The sequence below is a fragment of the Kordiimonas aquimaris genome, from assembly GCF_025574485.1.
Classification (GTDB): domain Bacteria; phylum Pseudomonadota; class Alphaproteobacteria; order Sphingomonadales; family Kordiimonadaceae; genus Kordiimonas; species Kordiimonas aquimaris.
Genome location: NZ_JAOBPO010000004.1, coordinates 80,636 through 94,219 on the forward strand (window position 1 = coordinate 80,636; position 13,584 = coordinate 94,219).

At 46.1% G+C, this 13,584-nt stretch carries 9 protein-coding genes; 7 read left to right on the plus strand and 2 right to left on the minus strand.

The genetic code is table 11. The features are described from left to right. Complete coding sequence (locus OEU88_RS13450; protein ID WP_262695718.1) at positions 1-732, plus strand: FadR/GntR family transcriptional regulator; 732 nt, start codon at positions 1-3, stop codon at positions 730-732. Here the strand turns inward: OEU88_RS13450 and OEU88_RS13455 are convergent. Continuing rightward, entirely contained in the window at positions 725-2,857 is a 2,133-nt protein-coding gene (locus OEU88_RS13455; RefSeq protein WP_262695719.1) for an alpha-galactosidase, read from the minus strand. The two genes, OEU88_RS13450 and OEU88_RS13455, sit on opposite strands and share 8 nt — an antisense overlap. 207 nt (positions 2,858-3,064) lie before the next feature. Here OEU88_RS13455 and OEU88_RS13460 point away from each other — a divergent pair, with 207 nt between their 5' ends. Both OEU88_RS13460 and OEU88_RS13465 read left to right on the plus strand, forming a co-directional pair. Continuing rightward, positions 3,065-5,035, plus strand: coding sequence for a beta-galactosidase (locus OEU88_RS13460; RefSeq protein ID WP_262695720.1), 1,971 nt, complete (start codon positions 3,065-3,067; stop codon positions 5,033-5,035). A 15-nt stretch (positions 5,036-5,050) separates the two neighbouring features. Continuing rightward, positions 5,051-6,475 (plus strand): SLC5 family protein, encoded by a 1,425-nt coding sequence (locus OEU88_RS13465; protein ID WP_262695721.1) that lies wholly within the window; start codon positions 5,051-5,053, stop codon positions 6,473-6,475. Positions 6,476-6,494: 19 nt separating this feature from the next. Here the strand turns inward: OEU88_RS13465 and glpD are convergent, their stop codons facing one another. Further along, positions 6,495-8,012: a glycerol-3-phosphate dehydrogenase gene (gene glpD, locus OEU88_RS13470; RefSeq protein WP_262695722.1), complete on the minus strand. Its 1,518-nt coding sequence runs from the start codon at positions 8,010-8,012 to the stop codon at positions 6,495-6,497. A 150-nt stretch (positions 8,013-8,162) separates the two neighbouring features. Between glpD and OEU88_RS13475 the strand changes: the two genes are divergently transcribed. The 4 genes from OEU88_RS13475 to OEU88_RS13490 all read left to right on the plus strand — a co-directional run bounded on the left by OEU88_RS13475 (position 8,163) and on the right by OEU88_RS13490 (position 13,583). Next, the gene (locus tag OEU88_RS13475; RefSeq protein ID WP_262695723.1) at positions 8,163-8,786 is read left to right on the plus strand and encodes a 2-dehydro-3-deoxy-6-phosphogalactonate aldolase; all 624 of its coding nucleotides are present in this window, start codon (positions 8,163-8,165) and stop codon (positions 8,784-8,786) included. Between the two features lie 9 nt (positions 8,787-8,795). Then, positions 8,796-10,571 (plus strand): IlvD/Edd family dehydratase, encoded by a 1,776-nt coding sequence (locus tag OEU88_RS13480; protein WP_262695724.1) that lies wholly within the window; start codon positions 8,796-8,798, stop codon positions 10,569-10,571. Positions 10,572-10,809: 238 nt separating this feature from the next. Continuing rightward, positions 10,810-12,522: an ABC transporter transmembrane domain-containing protein gene (locus OEU88_RS13485; RefSeq protein ID WP_262695725.1), complete on the plus strand. Its 1,713-nt coding sequence runs from the start codon at positions 10,810-10,812 to the stop codon at positions 12,520-12,522. Then, entirely contained in the window at positions 12,519-13,583 is a 1,065-nt protein-coding gene (locus tag OEU88_RS13490) for an efflux RND transporter periplasmic adaptor subunit (RefSeq protein ID WP_262695726.1), read from the plus strand. The genes OEU88_RS13485 and OEU88_RS13490 overlap by 4 nt, the downstream gene beginning before the upstream one ends. The last annotated feature ends 1 nt before the right edge of the window (position 13,584 follow it).

Below are 13,584 nucleotides of genomic sequence, written 5' to 3' on the forward strand. Positions count from 1 at the left end.
ATGATAGTGTCAACGCAAAGCCTGACGCAGCAAATTGTCAATGAGTTAGGTCTTGAGATTGTGCGCGGAAAATATGGCGGCGAAAATGTGTTTCCTATCGAAGCCTCTTTATGTGAGCAATTTGGTGTTAGTCGTAGTGTGCTGCGTGAGGCTGTTAAGATGCTAACCTCCAAGGGGTTACTGCGGGCCCGCCCGCGCCAGGGTACGTGGGTGCAGCCCGAAGAGTCGTGGAATTTACTGGACCCAGACGTACTGCGCTGGTTACTTGAACGAAAGTTTTCCATTGATTTGCTAAGTGATTTTACAGAGATTCGCATGGCTATAGAACCTCAAGCCGCAGCCTTTGCGGCAATGCGAGCAACCGAGAAGGAGAAAAGCCAGATATTGGACGCACTGGAGCGTATGCAGGCAGCAGAATTGGGTGATGATGATCCTTTGTTGTCCGATATAGCTTTTCATGTGGCCATATTGGAAGCGAGTGGCAATAGGTTTTTTAGTCAGTTGAAAGACTTGGTTGATACAGCGCTGCGTATCAGTATTCGTTTAACAAATCAGTATAAAGGAGTTGCGTTGGCGAGTGTGGCTGATCATCGAAAAATATATGATGCCATTGCAGCAGGAGATGCGCCCAATGCACACCAGGCCAGCCTTTCTCTCATAAAAGAAGCCGATGAATTAATAAAATTGGCGCGTGAACGTATTAAGACTGCTGCAGACGAGGCGGCTAACTAATCGTAGCTTTTAAGCCAAAAACCAGAGTGGTAGCAGGATGCATGTGCGGCAATTGCAAACCTATCTTCATCAGTGCTTCACCTGTAAAGGTGTGCCCATCGAGGTAATCAAGCTGGCTGGTTGTTTTCTTGTCAAAATCAAGTGGCCAAAGCAGGTCCAGTTTATAGGTCCGTAGCGGCGCCAGCTTGGCAAAATAAAGAACTTCTGGTGTTGTAACATCGCGCGTTTTTGTCTGTGTGTATGAAAATAGTGCTTCATCACCATTCTCGGAAACAATGCCAAATGTGCTTGCATGATCTTCACTGTCTAAGCGTACTAGGTTTCCATGGTGTATAAGATGTCTGTGCTTTTTGTGAAATGTGATAGCTGCGGTCAATACTTTGGTTTCATCGTCTGTTAGCTCGTTTAAATCAAGCTCCATGCCCATGTGGCCGAACAGTGCTGTTGCAGCACGAAGGTCCGCAGGTAAAACGCGCCGCGTAATGTGACAATCTCTTGGGCCAACATGGGCACCCATAACATTGCTGGGAAAAAAGAATGAAAGGCCGCGCTGAATATTCAGGCGATCGAGTGCGTCGTTACTATCAGAAGTCCATAGGCGGTCTGTACGCGACAGAATGCCATAGTCGATGCGCGCGCCGCCAGAAGCGCAGCTTTCAATTTCTACATCCGGGTGTTTTAGACGCAGTTTATCCAGAAGCCCATATAGGGCGCGCACTTGCAAGCCTGTTACCGCGTATCCATTGCTGCCGGGGTGGTAAATATCACGGTTCATGTCCCACTTTAGGTATGAAGTATGATATTCTGTCAGTAGGCTATCCAGCCTTTCAAAAAGATAATCGCGTACTTCCTGTTTGGTGAGATCAAGCACTAATTGATTTCTGAACGGTATTTGTGGTGCAGTTTCCGCTTTCAATACCCAATCGGGGTGCTTGCGGTACAAGTCACTATCGGGGTTAACCATTTCAGGTTCGACCCACAGGCCAAATTCCATCCCGGCATTCAGAACATGGTTCACTAATGGGTGTAAGCCATCAGGGTATATGGCGGTATCAACGTACCAGTCTCCAAGTCCTGCCGTGTCATCTCGCCTTCCCTTGAACCAGCCATCGTCCAAGACAAACCGCTCGGCACCAATTGCTTTGGCCTTGTTTGCAAGCGTTATTAGGGTGTTTACATCATGATTGAAATAGACGGCTTCCCATGTGTTGTAATGAACCGGGCGTGGTCTCGCTTTAACTGTATCCCTTAGTATTTCACTGCGGACAAAGCGGTGGAAGTTTTGCGATAAACCAGAAAAACCAGCGGCAGAATATGAAGCATAAAGATTTGGCGACTGATACCGTTCTCCTTCTTGCAAGATAACTTCGGCTGCCAGTAGTTTCTCGCCCATTTGAACAAATGATCTGCCGTCAAACATACGTTCTGACACAGTACGGTGGTTGCCACTCCATCCCAAATGGAAGCCATAGGCATGGCCGTCCAACTCTGTCGTATATTTTGTGTGAGCCAGAAGACCCGGGAAATTGTCATGTGACGTGCGTCCGCGCACATTCTCCCGCACATATGCGCCTGTGAATTGATCAATCTTTTGAGTTTGAAATTCGTTTGCCCACCTACCGTGAAATCCAGTGATTTGATTAATGCGTGAGGGCAGTTGTATCGTAGCGGCGCAGCACCAATCAATAGTAAGAGGTGCGCTAATCCCATTAGTAACAGAGGTTGCAATGCTTAAGACATTACTATCGTGGTCGAGTATAATTTTATGTGCGAGTGACACGCTGGCGCTTTTGTCGGATGACAGGATTTCTATTGTATTTTTAGTGTGTTTGACAATTTCAGCACCGATGAAATGGCTATCCCAATTTCGCCCATTACGGTGCAGTTGAATGCCGTCAAGCCCTGTGAAGCCAGAGCCACGTGTCGGGCAGAGTGATATACTCGCTTCCTTTGAGGCAACACCGTGGCTTGTTTGGCGTGTTAACAGGGTGGCGGTCATGGCAATAGTTGAAGCGCTTAACTTTTCGCCCCAATACAAAACACAGGGACCATCTGCGGTCATGTTAAGAACAAAGTTTGTGTCCTTACTCTCAAGAACGATAAGGTTACCTTGGCTTATGGTCATATGAACGATCCTGTATCAAACAGTTGTCAATTTCGTATTATACTTTGTAAATTGAACCTTCAGTGGTTGTTATGTCTGCATAAGCTAATCTGACTGGTCCTATTGACGGGTGCAAGTGATCATACTAACTTCAGGGTGCTATATATTAGTCATATAAATAATATTTTTAGATGACAAAGAAAAGCACATACAAGAAAAGGGGGAGTGATGTTAGGGGTTTGTTACTATCCCGAACATTGGTCGCAAGACTTGTGGCACAGTGATGCCGTTGATATGAAATCGCTGGGTCTTGATTATGTCAGGATCGGTGAATTTTGCTGGTCTCGCATTGAATTGCATCGTGATCAATTCGATTTCCTGTGGCTGGATAAGGTAATTGATATCTTGTCCAGTGTTGGTTTGAAGATTGTCTTTGGCACACCGACAGCAACACCGCCCAAGTGGCTGATTGATGAATTCCCAGAGATTTTACCAATTGATCCTGTGTCAGGTAAGACACGCGGTTTTGGCTCAAGGCGACACTATGATTTCTCGAGTGAAGTATACCGGCGTGAAGCGGCACGGATTACTGAAGTTTTGGCAAAGCGCTATGGGTCTCATGATGCAATTGTAGGATGGCAAACTGACAATGAGTTGTGCTGTCATGATACAACATTAAGCGGATCTGAGAGTGCGAAACATGGTTTCCGGCAATGGTGTAAAAAACGTTATAGCGATATCAATAATTTGAATGCTGCGTGGGGTACCGTTTTTTGGTCGATGGAATATAACTCTTTCGATGAAATTGAATTACCAATCGGAACAGTTACAGAGGCTAACCCGGCACACCAACTTGCATACAGGCGGTATTCGTCTGACCAGGTTATCGCTTTCCATGATGAGATGGTGGCCATCATCCGGAGATTTGCACCGGGAAAATGGATTACCCATAACTTTATTCCAAAAGAAGATATGTCGGTGGACACATATGCTCTGGGTGCACCATTAGATTTCGCTTCTTATGATAATTACCCACTAGGCCGCACAGATATGGCTTTTGCTGATGCATCTGCCGAGAAAGCCAGCAAATACATGCGCACGGGTCATCCGGACCTGGCTAGTTTCTATCATGATACGACGCGTAGCTTTTCTGCGGGTGTTTTTTGGGTAATGGAGCAGCAACCGGGGCCTGTTAACTGGGCGCCACACAACCCGTATCCATTACCTGGGATGGTTCGGTTGTGGTCACTTGAAGCGTTTGCTCACGGCGCTGCATGCGTTAGCTACTTTCGTTGGAGGCAAGTGCCGTTTGCTCAAGAGCAAATGCATGCTGGATTGAAATTACCAAATAATGGCAAAGCGCAGGTTTGGCCAGAAATTGAAGCGGTACGCCGCGAAATTGATGCACTCAATATTACACAAGAGTCTAAACTTAAATCGCCTGTAGCATTTGTCACCGATGTGCAATCCCTCTGGGTTTCCGATATTGAGCGTCAAGGTGCTGGCTATGATTTCAAGGCAGTCGAGTTTGCATACTATAGCGCGTTCAGGCAATTGGGTGTCGATGTTGATTTCGTATCACCTGATGCAGATATCAAAGGGTATAAGCTGATAATAGTGCCGTGCCTGCCGGTGTGTAACAATACATTCGTTGAACGCTGCAAGGCTGCTAATCTGCCTATTGTTTTTGGGCCTCGATCAGGTAGTAAAACGACAGAGTTCAGTATACCGCATGATTTGGCACCTGGCCCCTTGCAAGATATCATTCCTGTTAAGGTTTCGTCTGTGGAAACGCTGCGACCGGATTGTCGGGAAAAGCTTCATTGGAATGATCAAACCTATGTCGCGCACAGTTGGTGCGAGCAATTGGATGTCGCGAAAGTTCAGGATGTCATTGCAACATATAAGGATGGTAATCCAGCGATTTTGCAGTCTGAAAATACGACATACATCGGAACGCTCACGTGTGATGCATTTTTGCGAGACTTTTTCCACTCATTATGTGCAGCGACAGATATTAAAACATACGATTTACCCAAGGACTTGAGGGTTTGTCATCGAGGCCAGCTTGCGTTTGCATTTAATTACGGTGACCAAGTTTGCCACGTACCTGCGCCGGAAAATGCTGTTTTTCAACTCGGGGAACGTTTGCTGTCACCCCAAGGTGTTGCGGTTTGGCGCCTGCCTGAAGCTAGCTAAATACGGAGGTACTTTATGTCACTTCAAACAATACAGGTTGCTGTGTTCTTTTTATTCACAGCAGCCATTGCGCTAGCCACATATTTGAAGTGTCGCGGTGCCAGAGCAGCTGTAGATTCAAATAAAGAGTATTTTCTTGCAGGCGGTGGCCTTTCATGGGTGTTTGTGGCGGGGTCTATAACACTTACCAACCTCAGTACAGACCAGCTTGTGGGTATGAACGGCAATCAGATGGCATTGCTTGCATGGTGGGAATTTGCAGCAGTATGCGGTCTGATTATTTTAGCTAAGGTTTTTTTGCCAGTTTATTACCGCAACAACTGCACGACTACGACTGAATTGTTAGAGAAGCGTTATAATAACAAGCATATACGCGCAACAATCTCCATAATGTTCTTGCTTGGTAACATCTTCATTTTTATTCCTACCATTCTGTATGGTGGGTCGCTGTTTATGCAGTCAATGTTCGGCGTCGATCTGCATATAATGGTTCTCTCTGTTGCCTTTGCTGTGGTCGGCGCATGTTATGCTGTCTTTGGTGGCCTGCGTGCGGTTGCGATCTCGGATACATACAGCGGCGTAATGTTGCTGGGTATGGGCGTTTTGGTTGTGGTTCTCGCTTTAATAGCCATTGATTTTGATTTTAGCGGCATACCGACAGAGCGCCTTACGTTAATTGGTGACAATAATAGCCCCATTCCGTGGCACACACTTTTGACCGGCATGATCTTCATTCAGATTTTTTATTGGAGTACCAACCAAACCATTACGCAGCGCGCTATGGCATCCCCAACGATAAAAGAAGCACAAAAAGGAGTTCTGGCCGCTGCGGCTATTCGTTTCGTTATTATTCCGCCAATGATCGTGTTGCCGGGCATTGTTTCATACAAGCTATACGGTGATGTTGGTGATGCTGCATATGGCCGGATCGTGGGCGACGTATTACCGGTTTGGTTATCTGGCGCTTTTGCTGCTGCTATCGCCGCAGCAGTTCTGACAACCTTCAACAGTATTTTGAACTCTTCAACAGCACTTTATGTGTGTGATATCCACGAAAAATATATTTCGGCAGAACCCAACGTTAAAGTTCTTAGCGCATGGGTTACTGGTGTGTTTGTAATTGTTGGTTTGGCTTTGGTGCCACTTTATGCACAAGCAGACAGTATTATTAATACGGTGCAGCAATTATATGGGCTGCTAAGCATGCCAATATTATCAACTTTTCTGGTAGGGTTGTTGTTCAACAATGTTGATGCGCGTGCCATGATATTTGCAGTTATCTCAGGCACAACTTTATATGCCATATTTTCGTTTGCGTGGTCGCCGTTCCACTACATACATTCGATGTTCCTGACATTGATTTTCTGTATGGTTGTGGCGCTGGCTGCGAACAAGTTTGTTTTTGGCCGTAAAGCAAGCTTCGTTGATAAACTGGCATAGTCTTAGCGACTGATAGAGATTAAGTTTGAGATTGCTGCTGGATATGCGCGGCAACTGTTTCACGCTCTTGCTCTGACATATGCAGGCCTAGTTTTGTTCTCCGCCATAAAATGTCTTCAGCGGTTTTCGCCCATTCTTCGTTTATAAGGTAATTTATTTCCTTGGCGTATAAGCCTGCGCCGAAGTGCTGTCCCATGTCGTTCAGCGATGATACGCCTATCATCATTTTCTCAAGGCGCGTGCCATAAGCGCAAGCCATGCGTATGCAAGTGGCCTGATCAAGCCAGGGGTAATCTTCTACAATTTTTTCAATATAGCTGTTGAGTGCTTTAGCTGGGTCTTGGCGCCCAGGAAGGTCTCCCCCTGGTAAAGCAGTATCAGCGGTCCAGGAGTCTTTTTCCAAATCAATATAAGGGCTTACTTTCTCGAGAGCTTCTTCGGCGAGGCAGCGGTATGTTGTCACTTTCCCGCCGTATATATTAAGCAGGGGCGCTTTGCTTTGTTCACCTATTAGGTCAAGTACATAATCGCGTGTTGCTTTGGAGGCATTTTTAGCACCGTCATCGTAAAGCGGTCTGACACCGGAATAAGTCCACACGACATCACTTGGAATTATCGTTTTCTTGAAATACTCAGACGCGATTTCACATAAATACTTTATTTCATCACTGTCAGCTTTAACGTTCCGTGGGTCAGCTTCAAAAGGTGTGTCCGTTGTGCCGATAAGTGTGTATTTTTTTTGATATGGGATTGCAAAAACTACCCGCCCGTCAGCATGCTGAAATGTCAAAGCCCGATTATCATCATGAAGCTTTGGAACAATGATGTGGCTGCCTTTGATCAAGCGTACGGTTGGGGTGTTTTTCTGGCCTATATTGCAAGCGTTGAGGGACTTATCGACCCAAGGGCCAGATGCGTTTATAAGCACTTTTGCGGTATAGTTCTTTATACTTCCATCAGGTGTTTTAACATCAATATTCCACAGGCCATTCTTTTGCACTGCGCCGAGGAATGTATGCCGCGTTAATATTTTTGCGCCCATTTCTGCTGCGCTTAACGCATTAAGAACAACAAGGCGAGCATCATCGACCCAACAATCGGAATATTCGAAGCCAATAGTCAGGTCGTCGCGCAAGCATGTGCCGATGTTATCTTTTAGAAGATTTAGGCGCTTTGTCGGAGGCAGCAACTTGCGACCACCGATATAGTCATAAAGAAAAAGGCCTAATCTCAAGATAAAAGCAGGTCTTAATCCTTTGTGATGAGGTAATATAAAACGAAGTGGTGTTATGAGATGTGGTGCAATTTTCCATAGCGTCTCGCGTTCCAGTAGCGATTCTCGCACGAGACGAAACTCATAGTTCTCAAGGTAACGCAATCCACCATGAATAAGTTTTGAGCTAGCAGATGATGTTGCGCCGCCAAGATCTGTTTGTTCGACTAATGCTACCTTTTGTCCACGACCTGCAGCATCTCTTGCAATGCCAGCGCCGTTGATGCCGCCACCTATAATGAAAATATCTGTGGTTTCGCTCATGAACTACCCAGTGTTAAAGGTGAATTGCGAACAATGATTGTTTCTTACGCTATTTATATAGCATTTCTATGATGTTTTTTTAATATCATTTATATGATAAATAGAAATACACACATGATTTACTGCGTTAGTTAGCGTGAGGGCGCGTACATGAGCCAGCAACAACAGTTGAGTGCCAAGATTATAGCGATCATTCGAGGCGTTAAAGCTACAGAAGTGATTGACGTTGCCCGTGTTCTTGTTGAAGCAGGCATTCACTCCATTGAAGTGCCATTAAATTCCCCTGATCCTTTTGTATCTATTCGGAAGCTCGCTGATGAATATGGTCGCGATATATTTATAGGTGCAGGTACAGTTTTGACCGTTTCTGATGTGGAGAAAGTGCATGCTGCTGGTGGGCGTTTGGTCGTGTCGCCGAATACAAACGTTGATGTTATCAGCAAAACTAAAGCGTTAGGCATGATCTCATTGCCGGGTTTCATGACTCCAACGGAGGCATTTGCGGCTATTCATGCTGGCGCAGATGGACTGAAGCTTTTCCCTGCTGGCCCTAACGGTGTTGAATTGCTCAGTGCTTTAAAGGCAGTTTTGCCAAGTCATATTCCGGTATACCCAGTAGGCGGTGTTGGACCGGGCAATATGAGTGCCTTTGTACAAGCTGGTGCTGCCGGTTTTGGTCTCGGTAGTAATTTGTATAAACCGGGCATGACCCTTCAGCAAGTATCTACTAATGCGCAGGATGCCATGGCTGCCTGTGCTAAAGCGTTTAAGTGAAAAATATCAATGAAAAAAAATAAAGATACGCTTCGTAGTCGCCAATGGTTTGATAATCCTGATGATCCGGGAATGACAGCACTTTATCTGGAGCGATATCTGAACTTTGGTTTTACCGCCGAGGAGTTGCAATCTGGCCGCCCTATAATCGGTATTGCGCAAACCGGTTCAGATTTGTCACCGTGTAACCGCCATCATATTATTTTGGCTGATCGTGTATCTGACGGTATTCGCGATGCTGGTGGCATTCCAATCGAGTTTCCTGTTCATCCCATACAAGAAACAGGTAGGCGGCCTACTGCGGCTCTTGATCGTAATCTTCAGTGTATATCATTAACTGAAGTATTGCATGGGTACCCCATTGACGGCGTTGTCTTAACCACGGGGTGCGATAAAACTACACCTGCGATGCTGATGGGTGCCGCGAGTGTCAATATGCCCTCTATTGCACTGTCTGTCGGGCCTATGTTGAACGGGAATTATCTTGGGCGCTGTGTAGGGGCTGGTACCATTATATGGGAAGCTCGGCGCAAATATGCACAAGGTGAAATTGATTATGCCGAATTTATGGATATGGCGGCGGGTTCTGCACCATCAGCTGGACACTGCAATACCATGGGTACCGCGTTAACGATGAACAGCTTGGTTGAGGCTCTTGGTATGATGTTGCCGGGAACAGCCTCTATTCCGGCACCTTACCGTGAACGTCAGCAAGCAGCATATAAAACCGGAAAACGCATCGTTGACATGGTCTGGGAAAACTTGAAGCCAACAGACATCATGACAAAAGCAGCCTTTGAGAATGCGATTAAGGTTACAGCCGCTATTGGTGGATCAACAAACGCGCCTATTCATATAAATGCGATCGCCGCTCATGCAGGTGTTGATGTGTCTATGGATGATTGGCGACGGGCGGGTGCGGATGTACCTCAGATTGTTAATTGCCAGCCGGTTGGTGAATATTTGTCTGAAGAATATCACCGTGCAGGCGGCGTACCAGCTGTTATGGCAGCTCTATTGACGGCGGGTATTATAGAAGGTGATGCACAGACCGTTAGTGGCAGTTGCGTGCGAAAGAACCTTGAAAATGTTAGCACACAAGATGAACGGGTGATCAGGCCAGTTACCAACCCTGTAGCCGAGCGTGCAGGCTTCATCGTTATGTCTGGTAATTTCTTTGATAGTGCGATTATGAAAGCTTCAGCAATAACAGACACATTCCGAGCGCGGTATTTGCAGAACCCTGACAAACCAGATGTTTTTGAAGCCAAAGTAGTGATTTTTGAAGGTCCTGAAGATTATCATCACCGTATAGACGATCCATCTCTTGGAATTGATGCCAATACAATTCTCGTAATGCGTGGTGTTGGGCCAAAGGGTTACCCTGGTTCAGCTGAGGTGGTGAATATGCAGCCGCCGAGCCAATTGATGAACCTGGGTATAACCGAGTTGCCGACAATGGGTGATGGTCGACAAAGTGGTACCTCTGGTGCGCCGTCTATATTGAATATGTCACCTGAATCTGCTTCAGGCGGTGGTCTTGCGTTGATACAAAATGGAGATGTTTTGCAGATCGATTTGCGCGCTTGTCGCATTGACCTGCTAGTGAGTGATGATGACTTGGCGCAACGCAAAGTCACAGCAGTCAGCGATATGCCAGCACCGCAAACATACTGGCAGGCACTTTATCAGCAAGAGGTTACAGAGCTGAGTGAAGGGGCTACTTTTAAAACGATGCCAAGCTTTTCTAATCTGGTTAGCAAAACGCCACGTAACTCTCATTAAACGGACCAGTTTTCCTGTTTTAAGCGCTGATCAGTTCTCGGTTACTGAGATGTGTTCGTGGAAGAATCCTGGCTTTTTAATCTTGTTGACACTTAATTCGTGTCATACCTCTTTGTTAAAAGAGTGATAGTTTTTATCTATATTTAAATATAATCATTGAAAGTTTTTATAAAATGATTATTTCGACTGCAGAGTATTAGTTACTCTTTTTTGCTAGCGCGGCTTTTGTTGTGTTAACGTGTCTGTAATTATAGAAAAAGGTTGGTTTCGTCTTATGAAAACCGCTAGTCACTTCCCGCATAAAGATGCTTTCAGGCATATATTCCGGAGCATCCTTTCACCAGAGACGCCCTATTATAGACTTGCTATATTGCTAAGTGCTTTCATAAGCTTGCTAACACTTGCTGTGCCAATTTCAATTCAGATGTTGATAGACCAGGTAGCAAACACGGCTCTGTTGCAGCCTGTCATCATACTATCGGTAACTTTGTTTTCTTTACTTGCGCTCGCAGGAATATTTTACGCAGCACGTGAGTATGTTTTGGAGTTGTTTGAGCGTCGCGTTTTCTCGCGTCTTGCATCTGAGATTGCGCTCAAGATTGTAAATTCACCAACGTCCTTTTTTGACCAGCGTCGGCGGGACGATCTTATTAATAGATATTTCGATATTATGACGGTCAAAAAGGCTTTGCCGTCCTTGTTGATTGGTTTGTTTTCTTTTCTTTTTCAGGCTCTTATCGGTTTTACCGTTACAAGTTTGTACCATCCGATCTTTTTATTGTTCAACGCTGTTCTAATCTCGCTACTTTATGCCGTCTGGAAGCTTTGGGGCTGGCGCGCAACAGAAAATGCGTTCCATATGAGTGAAGCCAAATACGACGCAGCTAGCTGGATTGAAGCGTTATCTCACAATGCGGATTTCTTTAAAGCCGGTCCTAATGGTGACGATGCTATTCGCAAAACTAATAATGTTATTCAGCATCATGTTGACATGATGAAAGAATACTTCCGGATTACTTTCAGGCAGCTCATTACCTTATTATTGTTATATGCAATTGCGAGCGCCGCACTGCTTGGCCTTGGTGGTTGGTTGGTTATTCTTGGTGAGCTATCGCTGGGGCAATTAGTGGCCGCCGAATTGATTTTGTCAGCCATCTTTAGCGGTTTTGCGCTGTTAGGCCACTATATGAAAGAATATTATAGCCTGTGCGCCGCAGCCGAAGAATTAAACCGTATTCGTGCCATTCCCTCGCGGTTGCCAGCACGTGCTGATATGACACCCGCTGGCGGCGGCAAGGTTAATATCAGAAGCGCGAGAATTATTGATTCTGGATATGATGTAACAATTAGCTTTGCTATGGATGCTGGTGCGTCCGTTCGTATTGCTGATTGTTCTCCGTTTCAGCGGCGTGCTTTAGCAAGAGTACTAAAGGGCCATATAACAGTTGCGTCTGGGCAGGTGGAAATCGACGGGGTTGATGTTCAAGATTGGCACCATCAAACGTTGAATGGTGAGGTACGTGTTCTTGATCGACCAACCTTGCCACAGATGGAGTTACTTTCTTATGTACAGCACGGTCATCCTGAAATTGACCGAGCACAGATACATGCGGCCATTGAGGCTGTCGGCCTTGGTGATCGTGTAAACTCTCTGCCACAGGGTATTGATACCATTATTGCACCAAGTGGCTGGCCTCTTGCCATTGAGGAAGCATTAAGACTTAAGCTTGCGGCAGCAATAGTTGATGCACCGCGCCTATTGTTGCTGACTGATGTATATGATTTGGTCGCTCCGGAATATATCAACGCTGCGGTTAAAGCATTGCGACAAAAACGTCAGATCAGTGTTGTTATTATCAGAAAGCTAGATGACCTCGATGAGTTTTCAACACAAGAATTGTTGGCTAATGAGCAATTGCATGAAGCTGGTTCAAATGAGGTGCAGTCATGAAAAGCTATTCGTTCGAAGATAAGTATGACGAACGCCAACTGCACATGTTGTCGGTGCTGAAAAAGCATCGAATACCATCAGCAATGCGGGTTTTTGCTATTATCAGTAGTTTGATTGCTGTGTGTATCGTGTTGTTCATCACGTTTGTGCCTTGGGTTCAAACCATTCAAGGGGCAGGAAAGATTGTCGCGTTGGATCCTTCTGACCGCGAGCAAGCGATTAGTGCGCTTGTTCCTGGTCGTATCGCGAAGTGGTACGTTAGAGAAGGTAGCCGTGTGCAAGCAAGAGATCCGATTGCACTGATTGTTGATAACGACCCGCGGTTGGTTGAACGTCTCAACACGCAATTGAGCCTGGCACGTGAGCGGCTTGCAAGCGCGCAAACAGCACTGCGAACAGCGCAGTTGGATGCGACACGTAAAGAAAAATTACTTGCAGATGGTTTGGTTTCTCGGTTGGAGATGGAGCAAGCACAAATAGCGCTCGCAAATTTTGAAGTGCGTGCTCAAGGTGCAGCTGATGACCTGAACCGCGCTGAACTGGCCTTGTCGCGTGAAGGCAGCCAGGAGTTGCTAGCGCCGCGTGCAGGTGTGATTACAAGAGTAATGTCTGGCGGCACATCTACCTTTGTGAAGGCTGGTGATAGGTTGGCGCAGTTCGTTCCAGATAATATCGAGAGCGCTGTTGAAATATACGTAGACGGACGTGATGCGAGCCTAGTGTCTATTGGTAAGCCCGCGCGCCTTCAATTTGAGGGATGGCCCGTTGTGCAATTTAGTGGATGGCCATCTGTAGCTGTTGGAACCTTTTCTGGTGAAGTGTCCTATGTTGACCCTATTGCAGCGCCCAACGGTTTGTTTCGTGTTGTTGTTAAGCGGTCAAGTGACGGACCTGCATGGCCACCGAATAATATTCTCCGCGTTGGCACAAATGTGCGTGGATGGGTATTGCTTGATGAGGTGTCTGTTGCTTACGAACTGTGGCGTCAGTTGAATAACTTCCCGCCCGAGTTTCCTGCTAATATAGCGCAGCCTGACTCTGGCACGAGTGGGGCGTACTAGC